This is a genomic window from Thioclava sp. F34-6, from assembly GCF_002213235.1.
In the GTDB taxonomy this organism is placed as follows: domain Bacteria; phylum Pseudomonadota; class Alphaproteobacteria; order Rhodobacterales; family Rhodobacteraceae; genus Thioclava; species Thioclava nitratireducens.
Genome location: NZ_NBOA01000002.1, coordinates 1 through 17873, shown reverse-complemented (window position 1 = coordinate 17873; position 17873 = coordinate 1). Strand labels below are relative to the sequence as shown.

Here is a 17873-nt window from a genome sequence, read left to right as displayed (position 1 = left end):
TGGATCGCGCCCGATACGAAGGAGGCACCGATGGCATTCGGCAAAAACATCCGCACATGGTTCGAAGGCGCATGGCACGAGGGCGATATCGCCGTGATGCGCGCCGCCGATCACGGGCTTTGGCAGGGCAGCTCGGTCTTTGACGGGGCGCGACTTTTCGACGGGGTCGTGCCCGATCTAGACCTGCATTGCGCACGCACCAACCGCTCCGCCGAGGCGCTGATGATCACGCCGACCATCGCACCCGAGGAGATGGTCGAAATCGCGCGCGAGGGGCTGCGGAAATATGACAAGGGTGCCGCTGTCTACGTGCGCCCTATGTACTGGGCGATCGCGGGCTCGGATCTGGGCGTCGCGCCGAAGCCCGGCGAAACCGGATTCGCGCTGTGCCTCGAAGAGGTGGCAATGCCCGACCCGGGCAAGTCGACGACGCTGACCACGACGCAGTTCCGCCGTCCCGTTCTTGCCGACAACGTCACCGACGCGAAGGCGGGCTGCCTCTATCCGAACAACGCCCGAATGCTGGTCGAGGCGCAGCGCAAGGGCTTCGGCAACGCGCTGGTGCAGGACGCCATGGGTAACGTCGCCGAAAGCGCGACCGCGAATGTCTGGATGGTAAAGGATGGCGAGTATTTCACGCCGATGCCGAACGGCACCTTCCTCGCAGGCCTCACACGCAAGCGGATCATGGGCCTTCTGCGCGAGGGCGGCGAGACGGTGCATGAAGCGGTGCTGACGCTCGACGATTTCCGCAATGCCGACGAGGTCTTCCTGACCGGCAACTTCGCCAAGGTCACCCCGGTCGCGGGCTTCGACGATGTCAGCTACACGCCCGGCAAGGGCACACAGCGGGCGCGCGAAGCCTATATGGACTGGGCGCAAGGCTCGCCGCTTTGAGCCTCGACACCCCTGCGGTTGCCAAAGGCCCCTCGCCGGGCGATGATCCGCAGACACCCCGTCCCGGAGGAGCCATGCGCAAGTTTCTGGTTGTGCTCGACGATACCCGCGAATGCCTCAACGCGATGCGGTTCGCGGCGATGCGCGCGAACCATACCGGCGGCGGCGTGATCATCCTTTCGGTGATTCCACCCGACGAGTATCAGCATTGGATCGGCGTAGCCGAGATCATGCGCGACGAAGCCCGCGAGCGGATCGAGGCGCATTTCGAGGTTTTCGCGAAATGGATGCGCGACCGGCAGGGCGTAGAGCCGGAACTGGTGATCCGCGAAGGCGAGCCGGTGCCCGAGATCATCGCCGTGATGGACGAGCATCCCGAGATCGGCGTTCTGGTACTCGGCGCGGGCTCCGGCAAGGGCGGCGCGGGTCCGCTAGTGACGCAGATGGTCAAGCAGGCGGGGACGCTGCCCTGCCCGTTGACGATCGTGCCGGGCGAGATGTCGAAGGAAAAGCTCGAACAGATCACCTGACCGATGCCGATGCCCTGGACCTATCGCCATGCGCAGAAGGAGTTCGCCTCTTTCCTCGCAGATGCGCGCGATCGGATGGGCCTCGATTCCGACAACATGACCTACACGGCGATCGAGGGCGTTTTCGTGACCTTCCGCGCGCGGCTGCGCCCTGTCGAGGCCATCGCCTTCGCCGATTGCCTGCCTGCGGTGGTACGTGCGGTTTTCCTGTATCACTGGGATGTGATGGCAGCGCCGCGCCCGTTCGGCAGCCGGACCGAGATGACGCGCGAAGCGCAGGCGTTGCGCCCACATCACAACCTGACCCCCGATAACGCCATCGAGGCCACCGCCTTTGCGCTCTGGCGCCATGTCAATCATCGTGACTTCGGGGCCGCTCTCGCGCGGATCGGGCCGGAAGCGGAAGCATTCTGGCGCCCGGAAGTGGCCGATCCTGCCGAGATCGCGCCGCGCATCATTTAGCGCATAGCCGCGATTACTTGATTAATTCAGTCGGAAGGCGCATATCAGCGGCAAGCCAAGGAGGCACGCGATGTTTATTCAGACCGAGACGACCCCGAACCCCGCGACGCTGAAATTCCTGCCCGGCCAGACCGTGCTGGAGACCGGCACCGCTGATTTCCCCTCCGCCGAGACGGCGGCCAAATCGCCGCTGGCCAAGCGCGTTTTCGCAGTACCCGGCGTGACCGGAGTGTTCTTCGGTTCGGATTTCGTGACCGTGACGAAGGATGACACGACCAGCTGGGATCATGCGAAACCGGCGATCCTCGGCGCGATCATGGAGCATTTCCAGTCCGGCGCCCCGGTGATCGAAGGCGAAGCTGCGCCCTCGGGCCATGCCGAGCATGACGGCGAGGACGGTGCGATCGTCTCGCAGATCAAGGAGTTGCTCGACACCCGCGTGCGCCCGGCCGTGGCGCAGGACGGTGGCGACATCACCTTCCACGGCTTCGAGCGTGGCGTGGTCTACCTGCACATGCAGGGCGCCTGCGCAGGCTGCCCGTCGTCGACGCTGACGCTCAAGATGGGGATCGAGAACCTGCTCAGACATTACATCCCCGAGGTTTCAGAGGTGCGTCCGGTCAATGCCTGATCTGACGTTAGGCTTCGACACATCGGCCGCGCATTGCGCGGCCGCTTTGCTGTCGGGTGAAGACTGCCTCGCTTCCCGCCACGAAGAGATGGGACGTGGTCAGGCGGAACGGCTTGTGCCGCTTCTGGAAGAACTCCTCGCCGAGGCGGACGTTTGCTGGCGCGACGTGACGCGAATCGGCGTCGGGATCGGACCGGGAAATTTCACCGGCGTCCGTATTGCCGTATCCGCCGCACGCGGGCTTTCACTGAGCCTGAGGGCCCCGGCTCTGGGCGTCTCGATCACCGAAGCCACACAATTCGGTAGTAAGGGCCCGGTGCTTGCGGCGGTCGCAGCCCCGCGCGAGCGTGTCTATCTCGAAGGATTCCGCATGGCCCGGCCCGTTTCGCTCGATCTGCACGATCTCGATGCGCTGCCCGAAGGGCTGACCGAACCCGGGCTGACGTGCATCGGCTCCGCAGCCGAAGCGGTCGCCCAACGGATCGGCGCCGCTGTCGCGCCTGCGGCTTTTTCGCCGGCCGAAGCGATCGCACGCATCGCGGCGAAGCGCGAAGTGGTTGCCGGCGAACGGCCCGCACCGCTCTACCTGCGTGCCGCAGATGCCGCCCCGCCCTCCGATCCGCCGCCAAGGATCCTCGACTGATGCGCGCCGAAGCTCTCGCCGAACTGCACGCCGCCTGTTTCACCACGCCACGCCCTTGGAACGAAGCCGAGTTCCGGGATCTGATGCGCGGTCCCGGCACCTTTCTGCTAAACGAGAACCGAGGCTTCCTGCTGGGACGCGTCATCGCGGGCGAAGCCGAGCTTCTGACCCTCGCCGTCGACCCGAAAGCGCGCCGCAACGGCACGGGACGCGCGTTGGTCGAGCGTTTCGCGCAAGAAGCCGCAGAGCTGGGGGCCGAGAGCGCCTTCCTAGAAGTCTCCGCCGAGAATGATGCCGCACGCGCGCTTTACGCAGCGACCGGCTGGAAGGAATCAGGCCGTCGCAAGGGCTATTACCGCGGTCCGGAGGGCGAACGCATCGACGCGCTGGTTCTTACGCTGCCACTCTCTAGAGCGGGAAGCTGACCGTTCAATCAAATTTGTCTCGCGACCTCGCGTCATCCGCAACTTGACGCTTGACCCCCTCGGCAAGCTCTGCCCAAATCGCTGTGTCCGCGCGCCGAACAGAGCGCGCCAACAGGCTTTTCCAACAGGGCCATAACGACTCGGGAGTAATCCATGACCTATTTCACCAAGTTCCTCGGCGCCGCGACCGCGCTCGCGCTGAGCGCCGGGGCCGCGCTGGCCGATCCCGCGATCATTTATGATCTGGGCGGCAAGTTCGACAAGAGCTTCAACGAAGCCGCCTTCAACGGCGCGAAGCGTTGGGCGGAAGAGACCGGCGGCTCCTACAAGGAACTGGAAATGCAGTCGGAAGCTCAGCGTGAGCAGGCCCTGCGCAAACTCGCCGAGTCGGGAGCCAATCCGATCGTGATGACCGGCTTCGCCTTCGGCGACACGCTCAACACCGTCGCCCCCGACTATCCCGACACGAAATTCGCGATCATCGACATGATCGTCGACCAGCCCAATGTGCAGTCGATAATGTTTAAATCCGAACAGGGTTCATACCTCGTCGGCATGATGGCTGCGATGGCCTCGAAAACCGGCACTGTCGGCTTCGTGGGCGGCATGGATGTTCCCCTTATTCGGCAATTTGCCTGCGGCTATGTTCAGGGTGTGAAAGCGACCAATCCCGACGCGAAAGTCATCCAGAACATGACGGGCACCACCCCGGCGGCCTGGAACGACCCAGTGAAGGGCGGCGAGATCGCCAAGGCCCAGATCAGCCAAGGTGCCGACGTGATCTACGCCGCTGCCGGTGGCACCGGCATCGGTGTTCTGCAAGCGGCGGCCGACGCAAACATTCTGTCGATCGGCGTGGACAGCAACCAGAACTATCTGCACCCGGGCCAAGTACTCACGTCGATGCAGAAGCGCGTCGACAACGCAGTCTTTGACGCGTTTTCCGCCGGTCCGGATTTGAAGACCGGTACAAGAACGATGGGTCTTTCCGATGACGGCGTTGCAGTCGCAATGGACGACAACAACAAGTCGCTAGTTACCCCCGAAATGCAAAAGGCTGTCGAACAAGCCAAACAGGAAATCATCGACGGCAAGATCGAAGTGCATGACTACATGTCGGATGACAGCTGCCCGGTCGAGTGATGAACGGAACAGAGTCGAACAACGCGGGGCGGCAGGCAACTGCCGCCCTTGCCACTGAAAACGCCAGCGATGCGGCCGAGGCGGCCCACGCTGCCGCAACGCCCACGGGCGCGCCCGCGATCGAGCTGAAAGGCATCTCGAAAGCCTTCGGCACGGTGCAGGCCAACAAGGACATTTCGATCCGGGTCATGCCCGGCACGATCCACGGCATCATCGGCGAGAACGGCGCGGGGAAATCCACGCTGATGTCGATCCTCTACGGCTTCTACAAGGCGGATGCGGGCGAGATCTGGATCAAGGGCAAGCACACTCATATCCCCGACAGCCAGGCTGCGATCAGCGCCGGCATCGGCATGGTCTTCCAGCATTTCAAGCTGGTGCAGAATTTCACCGTGCTCGAGAACATCATCCTTGGCGCCGAGGATGGCGCGCTTCTGCGCCCCTCGCTGTCGAAGGCGCGCAAGGAACTCAAGCGCCTCGCCGAGGAATACGAGCTCAACGTCGATCCCGACGAGAAGATCGAAGAGCTTTCCGTCGGCCACCAGCAGCGCGTGGAAATCCTCAAGGCGCTGTATCGTCAGGCGGATATCCTGATCCTCGACGAGCCGACCGGGGTGCTGACACCTGCAGAGGCCGACCACCTGTTCCGCATCCTCGATTTCCTGCGCAAGGAAGGAAAGACGATCATTCTGATCACGCACAAGCTGCGCGAGATCATGGAGATCACCGACACTGTTTCTGTGATGCGCCGCGGCGAGATGACGGCGACCGTGAAGACCGCCGAGACCTCGCCCGAGCAACTGGCCGAGCTGATGGTGGGCCGCAAGGTTCTGCTGAACGTCGACAAGACGGCAGCCCAGCCCGGCAAGACCGTACTGGAGATCGAGAACCTCCGCGTGAAGGACGAAGACGGGATCGAACGCCTCAAGGGCATCAATCTCGAAATCCGCGCGGGCGAGATTCTCGGCATTGCGGGTGTGGCGGGCAACGGCCAATCCGAACTGCTGGAAATCCTCGGCGGTTTCGCCAAGGGCACCGGCAACATCCGCATCAACGGCGAAGAGATCGACCTCACCGGGAAGCATAGCGACGGCCAGTCGCGGCGGCGTCGGGGCATCTCGCACGTTCCCGAAGATCGCCACAGTCTCGGGCTGATCCTCGATTTCGCCGCGTGGGAGAACATGATCTTCGGCTATCACTCGGATCCGGCCTATCAGAAGAACCGCTTCGTTATGGACAATACGGGGATCGTCGCCCACACCGCCGAGGCGATGGAGCGTTTCGACGTGCGCCCGCCGATCCCGACCCTGCCGGCAAAAAGCTTCTCGGGCGGCAACCAGCAGAAAATCGTGCTGGCGCGAGAGATCGAACGAGATCCGGCCCTGCTGCTGGTGGGGCAACCGACCCGCGGCGTCGATATCGGCGCGATCGAATTCATCCACAAACGCATCATCGAACTGCGCGACCAAGGCGCTGCGATCCTGCTGGTCTCGGTCGAGCTTGACGAGATCCGGGCGCTCTCGGACCGGGTCGCGGTCATGTTCGACGGGCAGATCATGGGCATCGGCCCCGTCGAGACCGCCACGCAGACCGGCATGGGCTGTTTGATGGCGGGCATGGGCGGAGAGGACGTGCGCGGCATGGACGGCTGGACGATCGCCGCGCCCGAGGAGAGCCAATAATGGAAAAGACACCGAAATGGGTCGACGTGGCCCTGATTCCGCTCCTCAACCTGCTGATCGCCTTCGTGATCTCGGGGATCGTGGTGCTGCTGATCGGTGAAGACCCGATCAAGGCGATCAAGGTCATGGTCTCGGGCGCGCTCGGCTCGCCCTATGGCTGGGGCTACACGCTGTATTACGCCACGAACTTCATCTTCACCGGCCTCGCCGTCGCGGTCGCCTATCACGCCAGCCAGTTCAATATCGGCGGCGAGGGTCAGGCGACGCTGGGCGGGCTTGGCGTGGCGCTGGTACTGCTGGCCTTCCCGTGGCCGCATTGGAGCATCGCGCTGATCGCGGCGATGGCGGGCGGCGCGATCTTCGGCGCGGCCTGGGCGGCGATCCCGGCCTATCTGCAAGCGAAGCGCGGCAGCCATATCGTGATCACCACGATCATGTTCAACTTCATCGGCGCGGCGGTGCTGAACTACATGCTGGTCAACGTGCTGCGTCCGCGCGGCTCGATGGACCCGGCCACCGCGCGCTTCGGGCCCGCGACCCATCTGCCGACCTTCCATGATTTCCCGTTGGTCGGACAGTTCTTCTCGAAATCGGTCCCAGCGAACGTGTCGTTCTTCGTGGCGATCCTTGCCTGCTACCTCGTCTGGGTGCTGATCTGGCGCACGAAGCTGGGCTTCGAGATTCGCGCCTTCGGGCGGTCGGAAAGCGCGGCGCGCTATGCAGGCATTTCGCCGGTGAAGATCGTGATGGCCGCGATGCTGATCTCTGGCGCTCTCGCCGGGCTGATGGCGATCAACAACGTGATGGGCGAGGCGCATCGTCTCGTGCTGAATTCGGTCGAGGGCGCAGGCTTCATCGGGATCGCCGTCGCGCTGATGGGCCGCAACCACCCGTTCGGCGTGTTCCTTGCAGCACTTCTCTTCGGCTTTCTCTACCAAGGCGGCGGCGAGCTGGCGCTGGAAACCACGATCCCGCGCGAGCTGATCACCGTGATCCAGGCGCTGGTGATCCTGTTCACCGGGGCCTTCGACAACATGCTGCGCGCACCGATCGAGAGCTTCTTCGTCGCGCGCGCCAACGCCCGGAAGGAGGCCTGAGATGGATTTCGGAACGATCATCGAAATTCTCGATAGCGCCGTTCGTCTCGGCACACCGCTGCTGCTGGCCTGCCTCGCGGGCCTGTTCTCGGAACGCGCAGGCATCTTCGACATCGGCCTTGAAGGCAAGATGCTGATGGCCGCCTTCTTCTCCGGCGCGGTCGCGGCGGTGACGGGCAATGCGTGGCTCGGTCTTCTGGCGGGTGTCGCGGGCTCGATGAGCCTCGCCTTCGTGCACGGCCTCGCCTCGATCACCTTCCGCGGCAATCAGCTGATCTCCGGCGTCGCAGTAAACTTCCTTGCCTCGGGCTTTACCGTGCTGATCGCACAAAGCTGGTTCCAGCAGGGCGGCCGCACGCCGCAGCTTTCGGGCAACGGGCGCTTCGATCCGATCACGCTGCCCGGTGCGGACGCGATAAAGGATGTTCCCTTCTTCGGGCCGATCTACTCGAACCTGATCTCGGGCCACTCGATCCTCGTCTATGTCGCCTTCGCGATGGTGCCGATCACCTGGTGGGTGCTGTTCCGCACCCGCTTCGGCCTGCGCCTGCGCGCGGTGGGCGAGAACCCGGAATCGGTCGACACCGCGGGCATCTCGGTCATCCGGATGCGCTACACCGCCGTCGCCATCACCGGCGTTCTGGCGGGGCTGGGTGGCGTCTATCTGGCAACCGGTCTGGCGGCTGGCTTCGTGAAGGAAATGACCGCCGGGCGCGGCTATATCGCTCTGGCCGCTCTGATTTTCGCGAAATGGCGGCCGGTTCCGGCGCTTGGCGCGACGATGCTCTTCGGCCTGCTGGAAGCGATCTCGAACCGCTATCCGAACATCGATCTGGGCGTCATCACGCTGCCGATCCAGTTCATGCAGGCGGTGCCCTACATCCTCACCGTGATCATCCTCGCCGGCTTCATCGGCAAGGCGATCCCGCCGCGTGCAGGGGGGCAGCCCTATGTCAAAGAGCGCTGAACTCGCGCAACTGATCCGCGAACGCGCGGGCGACGAGGCCCCGCGCCTCGGCCTGATCCTCGGCTCCGGCCTCGGCCATCTGGCCGAGGAGGTCGAGGGTGTCGCGATCCCCTATTCGGAGCTTCCGGGCTTTCCCCATGCGGGCGTCTCGGGCCACAATCCGAAGCTGGTGATCGGCACGCTCGAAGGCGTCCGCGTCGCGGTCTTCGGCGGTCGGGTTCACTATTATGAACACGGCAACCCCGCCGAGATGCGTCTCCCGCTGGAGATCCTCAAGGAGCTCGGTTGCGAAAGCCTGCTGCTGACCAATGCGGCCGGAAGCCTGCGTGAGGACATCCAGCCCGGCGGGCTGATGATGCTGAACGATCATATCAACTTCTCGGGCAACAACCCCCTGATCGGCGAGCCTTCGGATGCGCGTTTCGTGCCGCTGACCGAGGCGCACGACCCGAACATCCGTGCCGGGCTCAAAGCCGCGGCCCAGGCCGAAGGGATCGAACTGCCCGAAGGCGTCTATTGCTGGTTCTCCGGCCCGACCTTCGAGACCCCCGCCGAAATCCGCGCCGCCAAGGTCTTCGGCGCCGATGCGGTGGGCATGTCGACCGTGCCGGAAGTGATCCTTGCGCGTTTCCTCGGGCTGCGCGTCGCCGCCGTCTCCGTCATCACCAATATGGGGGCGGGCATGGCGCAGGAGAATATCAGCCACGAGCAGACTAAGGCGATCGCCCCCATGGGCGCAGCCAAGCTCGAGCAGGTTTTGCGACGATATCTGCAACAGTTGTAACCCTGCGGCACGGCGGGGTTTGACTTCGCCTGTCCTTCGGGGACACTAACGATGCAACCTCCTCAGCGGGTGCAGTCCATGCAGATCTACCTGCCCATCGCCGAAGTCTCGGTCAATATCTTCACCCTGCTGGGGCTCGGCGGCATCGTGGGGCTGCTCTCAGGCCTGTTCGGCGTGGGCGGCGGCTTCCTGATCACGCCGCTTCTGTTCTTCATCGGCATCCCGCCTTCCGTCGCGGTGGCGACCGGCGCCAACCAGGTCGTCGCCTCCTCGGTCTCGGGGGTTCTTGCGCAGCTCAAACGCAAGGCGGTCGACATCCCGATGGGGCTCGTGCTGCTGGTGGGCGGCCTTCTTGGCTCGGCAAGCGGTATCTACGTCTTCAACCTGCTCACCGCGCTCGGCCAGATCGACCTCGCGGTGCAGCTTTGCTACGTCGTCTTTCTCGGCCTGATCGGACTACTTATGCTGCAGGAGGGCATCCGCACTCTGCAAAAGCAGCGCAAGGGCGGTGGCGCGCGCAAGAAACGCGTGCAGCACACCTGGGTCCACAAGCTGCCCTTCAAGTTCAAGTTCCGGGCCTCGGGCCTGTATATCTCGGTGATCCCGCCGCTGCTGGTCGGCACCTTGGTCGGGATTCTCGCGGCGATCATGGGCGTCGGCGGCGGTTTCATCATGGTTCCGGCGATGATCTACCTGCTGAACATGCCGACCAAGGTCGTGATCGGCACCTCGCTGTTCCAGATTCTATTCGTCTCGGCCTTCACGACGCTGATGCACGCGATCACCAATCAGACGGTCGACGTGATGCTGGCGCTGCTGCTGATCGTCGGCGGCGTGATCGGCGCACAGATCGGCTCGCGTCTGGGCGCGCGGCTGAAGGCGGAACAGCTTCGTATTTTGCTGGCGCTTCTCGTGATCATCGTCGCAGGCAAGCTCGGCCTCGACCTCGTGCTGCATCCGGCCAATCTCTACTCCATCGCATCGGGGGGCGAATGATGATCCGTGCCGCTCTTCTCGTCCTCGGCCTTTGCGCAGCCGCCCTGCCCGCTTTGGCGCAGACCCGGCAGGTACTCCCCGCGCGCCCCGGGATGCCGATCACCAATCGCCCCGAGCCAGACGAGCAGATCGTCGCGGGGCTGAGCCGTGACAACATCGGCATCACAACGTCCTTCGACGGGTCACAAATCCTGATCTATGGCGCCATCAAGCGCGAGGCCCCGCAGCCCGACGGGCAGAAACTCGCAGTGATCGTGACGCTGGAAGGTCCGCTCGGCCCGGTCACGATCCGCCGCAAATCGCGCGAATTCGGCATCTGGGTGAACACGGCCTCCGTCGGCGTGGCCGCCGCGCCCAGTTATTACGCCGTCGCCACCTCCGGTCCGATGGAGGACATCCTCTCGCGGCGCACCGATATCCAGCAGCGCATCTCGATCCCGCTCGCGATGCGGGCCTTCTCCGGGCCGATCACGGTCGAGGATTCGATCCCCTTTACCGAGGCGATGGTCGATATCCGCAAGCAGCAAGGCCTCTACAAGATGGAGTCGGGCGGCGTGCATATCGTCGACGACACACTGTTCCGCGCCGACTTCGCGCTGCCGGCGAACCTCATCGAGGGCGATTACAAGACCCGCATCTTCCTACTGCGCGGCGGCAAGCTGGTGGACAAATACCAATCGGCGATCGAAGTGCGCAAAGTCGGGCTTGAGCGGTGGCTCTACTCGCTCGCCCATGAGAACGCGCCGCTCTACGGGCTTTTGTCACTGGCGCTTGCGGTCTTCGCTGGCTGGGCCGCCGCTGCGATCTTCCGCTTCGTGCGTTAACCACGCCCGAGGAAGGGCATTCCGCTCGCCATCACCGTCATGTTGAGCACATTCGCATCCAGCGGCAGCGACGCCATGTGCAGCACCGAGCGCGCGACATTCGCCACATCCATCGTAGGCTCCGCCGTCTTCGCCGCCGCCGCATCCATATTCGCCAGAAGCCCGGTGCGCGCGTTGCCCACGTCGATCTGCCCGCAGGCGATGTCGAAATCGCGCCCGTCCAGTGCGATCTGCTTGGTCATACCGTTGATCGCGTGTTTCGTGGTCGTATAGGCGAGCGATTTCGCGCGCGGCACCTGCCCCGAGATCGAGCCGTTATTGATGATCCGTCCGCCGCGCGGCGCCTGCCTGCGCATCTGCGCGAAAGCGGCCCGGGCGCAAAGAAACATCCCCGTCAGGTTCACCGCGATACAGGCATCCCAATCCTCGAGCGTAACCTCGTCGGGCAAGGCCACAGGCGGGAACATCCCGGCATTGTTGAACAGCACGTCGATCCGGCCGAACCTGGCGACCACCTCGGCGAAGGCGCGCTCCACCGCTTGCGCATCGCTCACGTCGCAGGTCACCGCCAGCCCGTCGCCCTTCGCGGCGACCTCCGCCAGCTTGTCTTCCGAACGTGCCAGACAGGCGACCTGCCAGCCCTCGGCCAGCGCGGCCTCTGCCACCGCGCGCCCGATCCCGGCACTCGCCCCGGTCACCACCATCACGCCCATGTCACCCCTCCTTCGCCTTGGCTTAAATATCCCCGCCGGAGCCTCCGGCCCTATCCGTCCTGCGGTTCGGCTTTCAGTTCCAGCTTACCGCCGCCTTTCGGCAGGTCGTCAATGGTCAGCGGCGCCGAGGGCCGTGCCAGCCGCGCCCGCACCACCCAGAGCAGGCGATGCTGCGCCCGGGTGATCGCGACATAGGCCAGCCGCTTCCACAGCGGGATACCCGCCTCGATGCGCCCTGCCCTGTAAGCCGCGTAGATATCCGGCGCGAAAACCTGCACATCCTCCCATTGCGAGCCTTGCGCCTTGTGGATCGTCACCGCAGCGCCATGCAGGAAGGTGGCGCCCATCCGGGCCGCGAACGGAATGAACGGCTCTTCCTCGTCCGGCATCTCGATCTTCACGATCGAGGCCGCCGAAAGCCGCGGATCTTCCGCCCCCATCACATGTAGCCGCGAGAAACCGGGCTTCTTGCCGGGGCCGAGATAGATCACCTGCGCACCCTTGATCAGGCCGCGCGCCTCCAGATCGATCCGCTTCTTGCGATGCTTCACCGGCAGTTCGATCCCGTCGCAGATCAAGGGCTCGCCCGGCAGCATCATGTCGGCGGGCGCGGAATGGGCCGCGCGGAAGGCATGGATCAACCGGATGCGCGTCGCGTTGCGCCAGACAAGCACCGGCGAGCGCGCCATCAGATCGCTCTCCACCCGCTCGGCCCAGACGACGCGGTCATCCTTCGCCGCCGCCTTCTCGATCTCGCGCTCGAACTGCTCGAAGGTCAGGCTGTCGTCGCCCAGCATATGCGCCAGATCGAGGATCGGGTTATCTTCGGCCTGCCGGTGGATGCGGTGCAGAATGTGTTTGCGCTCGTCGGGCAGCCGTTCGAACACCATCTCGCCCGACTGGTTCACCGGAGCGAGCTGCGCCGGGTCGCCGAACAGAACCAGCGTCGGGAAAATCTCGCGCAGATCGTCGAACTGCCGCTCGTCGAGCATCGAGGCTTCGTCGACAAAACCGATATCGAGCGGGTCTTCGCGCCGTTTCCAGCCATTGATGAAATCCGAGCCGCGCAACCCCGCCGAAGCCAGCGCCGCCGGGATCGATTTGTGCAGATCGTAGAAGGCCTTCGCCCGGTCGAGCGTCTCTTCGGTGAGCCCCATCTCGATCAGCAATTCAGGTTTCGGACGCTCGCCCTGACCGGTGAGCCACTCCGCGATCCGTTCGTATTCCGGGTCGTAGACGGGGGTGTAGAGAATGCGGTGGATCGTCGTCGCGGGCACCCCGCGCGAGCGCAACACGCTCGCCGCCTTGTTCGTCGGCGCGAGGATCGCCAGCGTGCGCTTCTCCTTGCGCCGCTTGCCCTCGAAATCGCCCGAGACCAGATCGACGCCTGCCGCCCCCAGCGCCTTGTAGAGTTCCGCCAGAAGCAGCGTCTTGCCCGACCCCGCCTTGCCGATCACCGACAGCACGCGTTTGCTGCCGCTTTCAGGCGTCATCGCGCCTTCGAGAATATCGACCCCCGCCGCCTCGAGCGCGGAAGCAACGGCATCCCAAGCCTCGGCCTGGTCCTCGGAAAACTGGATCATGGGGGTCGTCATGGCGCGACCTTACCCGCGCACATTGGCGGGCGGAAGGGAGAAAGGGCGCGGTTTTCGCGGGGTCCGCCACCGGGAGCCTCCGGCGGGGATATTTGGGTCGAGAAGAAGACGCCTGCCCCTTCCCGATCCCAATTGGCTTGCGCGTTCAGGCCGCCTTCTCGGCCGGGGTCGCGAGCGTCACGATATCCATCATTATCCGGTTCAGCTCGAAATCCTTGGGCGTGTAGACGCGCGCGACGCCGAAGCTGAGAAGCTTCTTCGCGTCCTCATCCGGGATGATCCCGCCCACGACGACCGGGACATGGTCGAGGCCCGCCGCGCGCATCCGCTCCATCAGTTCCTCGATCAGCGGCATATGCGAGCCGGACAGGATCGACAGCCCCACCACATGCGCCTCGTCCTCGATGGCTTTCGCGACGATCTGTTCCGGCGTCAGGCGGATGCCGTCATAGGTGATGTCCATGCCGCAATCGCGGGCACGGAAGGCGATCTGCTCGGCGCCGTTCGAGTGGCCGTCGAGGCCCGGCTTGCCGACGAGGAATTTCAGGCGGCGGCCCAGCTGCGAGCTGACCGCGTCCACGGCTTCGCGGATATCGTCGAGCCCTTCGGTCTGGTTCGAGGGCGAACGCGAGACGCCCGTCGGACCGCGATACTCGCCGTGAACCGCACGCATCACGCCCGCCCATTCGCCGGTAGTCGCGCCCGCTTTCGCGGCAGCAATCGAGGCTTCCATGACGTTCTTGCCGGCTTTCGCGTCCGCCTTGAGCTGGGCCAGCGCAGCCTGCACCGCAGCCTCGTCGCGCTCGGCGCGCCATGCGTTCAGCCGGTCGATCTGCTCCTGCTCCACCGCCGGGTCGACGACCATGATCCCGCCATCGCCTGCGGTCAGCGGAGAGGGCTCGCCCTGCTGCCAGCGGTTCACGCCGACGACGATGGTCTCCTCGGCCTCGATGCGGTTGATCCGGGCGGCGTTCGATTCCACCAGACGCGACTTCATGTAGTCGATCGCGGCGATCGCCCCGCCCATCCCGTCGAGCGTTTCGAGTTCGGCGCGGGCGCCATCTTTCAGTGCCTCGACCTTGGCGGTCACCGCCGGATTCCCGTCGAAGAGGTCGCCATATTCCAGCAGGTCGGTCTCATAGGCCATGATCTGCTGCATCCTGAGCGACCATTGCTGATCCCACGGGCGCGGTAGACCCAGCGCCTCGTTCCACGCAGGCAACTGCACCGCGCGGGCGCGCGCGTTCTTCGACAGCGTCACGGCCAGCATCTCGATCAGGATACGGTAGACGTTGTTCTCCGGCTGCTGCTCGGTCAGGCCCAGGGAGTTCACCTGCACACCATAGCGGAAACGGCGGAATTTCTCATCCTCGACGCCGTAGCGGTCACGGCAGATTTCGTCCCAAAGCTCCGTGAATGCGCGCATTTTGCACATCTCGGTGACAAAGCGGATGCCCGCATTCACGAAGAAGGAGATGCGGCCGACCATCGCCGGGAAGGCCTCTTCCGGTACTTTGGTTTTCAGATCGTCGAGCACTGCAATCGCCGTCGCCAGCGCGAAGGCCAGTTCCTGCTGCGGCGTCGCCCCGGCTTCCTGCAGGTGGTAGGAACACACATTCATCGGGTTCCATTTCGGCAGGTGCTCGCGGGTATAGGCCGCGACATCGGTGATCATCGCGAGCGAGGGCTTCGGCGGGCAGATATAGGTGCCGCGCGACAGGTATTCCTTCACCAGATCGTTCTGCACCGTGCCCTGCAGCTTCGAGACATCCGCGCCCTGCTCCTCGGCCACAGCGATATAGAGCGACAAGAGCCAAGGCGCGGTCGCGTTGATCGTCATCGAGGTGTTCATCTGCTCGAGAGGGATCTCATCGAACAGCGCGCGCATGTCGCCCAGATGGCAGACCGGCACACCGACCTTGCCCACCTCGCCGCGCGACAGGACATGGTCGCTGTCATAGCCGGTCTGGGTCGGCAGATCGAAAGCCACGGAGAGCCCCGTCTGTCCTTTGGCGAGGTTGTTGCGATAGAGCGCGTTCGAGGCGGCAGCCGTGGAATGGCCCGCATAGGTGCGAAACAGCCAGGGGCGGTCTTTGGCGGGCATCGTGTCGGTCATTGCGGCCTCCATCGGGGTGCGAATCTTGCTTGCGCAATATTGTTGCGCGTTGGGATGGTTTAAATTCAATTTTGTGATCCTGTCAATTCGCTGCGTCGCGGCGAGGCGGCGGCCCCAAGGGAACGCATCGTAGCAGGGCGGGGTTTTGACGGGGAGACCACCTTAGGAGAGCCCTTTGAAACTGCTGATCGTTCCCGCCCTCGCCCTTGCTGCCACTCTGCCCGCCTGCACCCGAGAGCAGGTCACCGACAACTCCGTGGATGCTGCCAAGCTCGGCGGTCGGGTGGTGGTCAACACCGCCGTTGGAGCAACAAACCTTGGCTATGAAGGGGGCAAGGCAGCCTATGGCGCAGTGAGGAACGCGCGCAACCAGGAAGGCGAAGCTTTCCCCGACGGGGCGCTTCTCTGCAGCGTCGGCGATGGCAGTTTCGTCAAAGCGAAAAGAGCCAAGGACGGGAGTTACAGCTGCCCCGAACTTTGATCTATGATCCGCGCCGCGCGAAACGGCAGGGACATATTATTTCAAAACTATGCATTACAACTATTGCAAAGTTACTCGGCCATGCGTAACTCTCCTACTCAACCCGCCCCGATTCTGCGGCGCGGCGAGATTTTGACAGGAGAGAGCCATGGCCCTTGATCAGGAAACCGGGATCGCGCCCTACGACGCGCCGGAGAAGGACCTTTACGAGATCGGCGAGATGCCGCCCCTCGGCTACGTCCCCCCGAAAATGTACGCGTGGGCGATCCGCCGCGAACGCCATGGCGAGCCCGAGCAGTCGTTCCAGCAGGAAGTCGTCGACACCTGGGAGATCGACAGCCACGAAGTGCTGGTGCTCGTGATGGCCGCTGGCGTGAACTATAACGGCGTCTGGGCAGGTCTCGGCGTGCCGATCTCGCCCTTCGACGGGCACAAGCAGCCCTATCACATCGCGGGCTCGGACGCTTCCGGCATCGTCTGGAAGGTGGGCGACAAGGTCAAACGCTGGAAGGTCGGCGACGAGGTCGTGATTCACTGCAACCAGGACGACGGCGACGACGAGGAATGCAACGGTGGCGATCCGATGTTCTCGCCCAGCCAGCGGATCTGGGGCTACGAGACGCATGACGGCTCGTTCTCGCAATTCACCCGCGTGCAGGCGCAACAGCTGATGCCGCGCCCGAAACACCTGACCTGGGAAGAGGCCGCCTGCTACACGCTGACGCTGGCCACCGCCTACCGGATGCTGTTCGGTCACCACCCGCATGAGCTCAAGCCCGGCCAGAACGTGCTGGTCTGGGGTGCCTCTGGCGGTCTCGGCTCCTATGCGATCCAGCTCGCGAACACCGCGGGCGCAAATGCGATCGGCGTGATCTCGGACGAGAGCAAGCGCCAGTTCGTGATGGATCAGGGCGCCAAGGGCGTGATCAACCGCAAGGAGTTCAATTGCTGGGGGCAGCTGCCCACGGTCAACACGCCGGAATATAACGAATGGCTGAAAGAGGCTCGCAAGTTCGGCAAGGCGATCTGGGACATCACCGGCAAGGGCGTGAACGTGGACATGGTCTTCGAACACCCTGGCGAGGCGACCTTCCCGGTCTCGACGCTGGTGGTGAAGAAGGGCGGCATGGTCGTGATCTGCGCCGGCACCTCCGGCTTCAACTGCACCTTCGACGTGCGTTACATGTGGATGCACCAGAAGCGTCTGCAGGGCTCGCACTTCGCTAACCTCAAGCAGGCGGCCTCGGCCAACAAGCTGATGGTAGAGCGGCGTCTGGACCCCTGCATGTCCGAAGTCTTCCCGTGGGATCAGATCCCGCAGGCCCATACCAAGATGCTGCGCAACGAGCATAAGCCGGGCAATATGGCGGTGCTGGTTCAGGCTCCGAGAACCGGTTTGCGCACCTTCGAGGATGCGCTGGAAGCGGGCCGCCGCGACTGACGACCCATTTATGTTTCACGAGAAACCCGCGCTCGCGAGGGGCGCGGGTGTTCTGGTGTGGGGTCTTCCGGGTGCGTCAGAGCCTTGGGTGGGCGCTTCGTCCGGCCGGTGCCCGGGCGCTTTATCTTGCAAACCCGTCGGTCACTCGTGTCCGCTTTGTCCTCGCCAATGTGCCCCCGGGGAAGGGGCGGGCGAGGCCCGGGGTGGTCGCCCCAAGCCAACGACGCAACCCCAAACGAAAACGCCCGGCCTTTCCGACCGGGCGCTTCGGTTTCTTGCCTGCGCTCAGGCCGCCTCTGTCGCGCCGTCGGGTGTTTTGGCGCCGGTCATGAAGGCGACGGCGTCCGACATCGAGTGTTGCTTCGGATTGATGACGCAGAGCCGTTTGCCCAGCCGGTGGACGTGGATCCGGTCGGCGACCTCGAAGACATGGGGCATGTTGTGCG

18 protein-coding genes and 1 pseudogene are annotated in these 17873 nt (G+C 64.2%); 15 read left to right on the top strand and 4 right to left on the bottom strand.

Features of this window, described 5'->3' with window-relative positions; translation table 11 throughout:
* The first annotated feature begins 30 nt into the window (after nt 1-30).
* The 13 genes from B6V72_RS03240 (at nt 31) to B6V72_RS03180 (ending at nt 11081) form a co-directional block, all read left to right on the top strand.
* On the top strand, nt 31-897 hold the full coding sequence (locus tag B6V72_RS03240) for a branched-chain amino acid aminotransferase (RefSeq protein ID WP_075773794.1): 867 nt from the start codon (nt 31-33) through the stop codon (nt 895-897).
* Nucleotides 898-971: 74 nt separating this feature from the next.
* A complete protein-coding gene (locus B6V72_RS03235) occupies nt 972-1427 on the top strand; it encodes a universal stress protein (protein ID WP_075773793.1) in 456 nt (151 codons plus the stop codon).
* 3 nt (nt 1428-1430) lie between these two features.
* Entirely contained in the window at nt 1431-1889 is a 459-nt protein-coding gene (locus B6V72_RS03230) for a DUF2267 domain-containing protein (protein WP_088722214.1), read from the top strand.
* Nucleotides 1890-1959: 70 nt separating this feature from the next.
* Complete coding sequence (locus tag B6V72_RS03225) at nt 1960-2520, top strand: NifU family protein (protein WP_075773791.1); 561 nt, start codon at nt 1960-1962, stop codon at nt 2518-2520.
* Nucleotides 2513-3163 carry a tRNA (adenosine(37)-N6)-threonylcarbamoyltransferase complex dimerization subunit type 1 TsaB gene (gene tsaB / locus B6V72_RS03220; RefSeq protein WP_088734689.1) on the top strand — a complete coding sequence of 217 codons (651 nt, stop codon included), beginning with the start codon at nt 2513-2515 and terminating at the stop codon, nt 3161-3163. Before B6V72_RS03225 ends, tsaB begins: the two co-directional genes overlap by 8 nt.
* Nucleotides 3163-3588: a ribosomal protein S18-alanine N-acetyltransferase gene (rimI, locus tag B6V72_RS03215; protein WP_088719439.1), complete on the top strand. Its 426-nt coding sequence runs from the start codon at nt 3163-3165 to the stop codon at nt 3586-3588. The genes tsaB and rimI overlap by 1 nt, the downstream gene beginning before the upstream one ends.
* 153 nt (nt 3589-3741) lie before the next feature.
* Complete coding sequence (locus B6V72_RS03210; RefSeq protein ID WP_088725366.1) at nt 3742-4731, top strand: BMP family ABC transporter substrate-binding protein; 990 nt, start codon at nt 3742-3744, stop codon at nt 4729-4731.
* Nucleotides 4731-6413, top strand: a complete 1683-nt coding sequence (locus tag B6V72_RS03205) for an ABC transporter ATP-binding protein (protein ID WP_077701331.1) — start codon at nt 4731-4733, stop codon at nt 6411-6413. The genes B6V72_RS03210 and B6V72_RS03205 overlap by 1 nt, the downstream gene beginning before the upstream one ends.
* Nucleotides 6413-7510 (top strand): ABC transporter permease, encoded by a 1098-nt coding sequence (locus B6V72_RS03200; RefSeq protein WP_075773787.1) that lies wholly within the window; start codon nt 6413-6415, stop codon nt 7508-7510. Before B6V72_RS03205 ends, B6V72_RS03200 begins: the two co-directional genes overlap by 1 nt.
* Before the next feature lies 1 nt (nt 7511).
* Nucleotides 7512-8477 carry an ABC transporter permease gene (locus B6V72_RS03195; protein ID WP_075773786.1) on the top strand — a complete coding sequence of 322 codons (966 nt, stop codon included), beginning with the start codon at nt 7512-7514 and terminating at the stop codon, nt 8475-8477.
* A complete protein-coding gene (locus B6V72_RS03190) occupies nt 8461-9261 on the top strand; it encodes a purine-nucleoside phosphorylase (RefSeq protein WP_088728018.1) in 801 nt (266 codons plus the stop codon). The genes B6V72_RS03195 and B6V72_RS03190 overlap by 17 nt, the downstream gene beginning before the upstream one ends.
* Nucleotides 9262-9339: 78 nt before the next feature.
* A complete protein-coding gene (locus B6V72_RS03185) occupies nt 9340-10257 on the top strand; it encodes a sulfite exporter TauE/SafE family protein (RefSeq protein ID WP_075773784.1) in 918 nt (305 codons plus the stop codon).
* Nucleotides 10257-11081, top strand: a complete 825-nt coding sequence (locus B6V72_RS03180; protein ID WP_166504624.1) for a TIGR02186 family protein — start codon at nt 10257-10259, stop codon at nt 11079-11081. The genes B6V72_RS03185 and B6V72_RS03180 overlap by 1 nt, the downstream gene beginning before the upstream one ends.
* Here B6V72_RS03180 and B6V72_RS03175 read toward each other — a convergent pair.
* From B6V72_RS03175 to B6V72_RS03165, 3 genes are all read right to left on the bottom strand, one after another.
* Entirely contained in the window at nt 11078-11794 is a 717-nt protein-coding gene (locus tag B6V72_RS03175; RefSeq protein WP_088734687.1) for an SDR family oxidoreductase, read from the bottom strand. The two genes, B6V72_RS03180 and B6V72_RS03175, sit on opposite strands and share 4 nt — an antisense overlap.
* A 50-nt stretch (nt 11795-11844) precedes the next feature.
* Nucleotides 11845-13389, bottom strand: coding sequence for an AAA family ATPase (locus B6V72_RS03170; protein WP_088734685.1), 1545 nt, complete (start codon nt 13387-13389; stop codon nt 11845-11847).
* Nucleotides 13390-13534: 145 nt separating this feature from the next.
* Entirely contained in the window at nt 13535-15517 is a 1983-nt protein-coding gene (locus B6V72_RS03165) for a protein meaA (protein WP_276206141.1), read from the bottom strand.
* A 163-nt stretch (nt 15518-15680) separates the two neighbouring features.
* Between B6V72_RS03165 and B6V72_RS03160 the strand changes: the two genes are divergently transcribed.
* Complete coding sequence (locus tag B6V72_RS03160) at nt 15681-15986, top strand: hypothetical protein (protein ID WP_088719433.1); 306 nt, start codon at nt 15681-15683, stop codon at nt 15984-15986.
* A 148-nt stretch (nt 15987-16134) separates the two neighbouring features.
* Nucleotides 16135-17427, top strand: a complete 1293-nt coding sequence (gene ccrA, locus B6V72_RS03155; RefSeq protein WP_075773779.1) for a crotonyl-CoA carboxylase/reductase — start codon at nt 16135-16137, stop codon at nt 17425-17427.
* A gap of 285 nt (nt 17428-17712) precedes the next feature.
* On the opposite strand, the pseudogene B6V72_RS19350 reads toward ccrA, so the two are convergent.
* Nucleotides 17713-17873 (bottom strand): annotated as a pseudogene (locus tag B6V72_RS19350) (sugar ABC transporter ATP-binding protein); the annotation flags it as partial.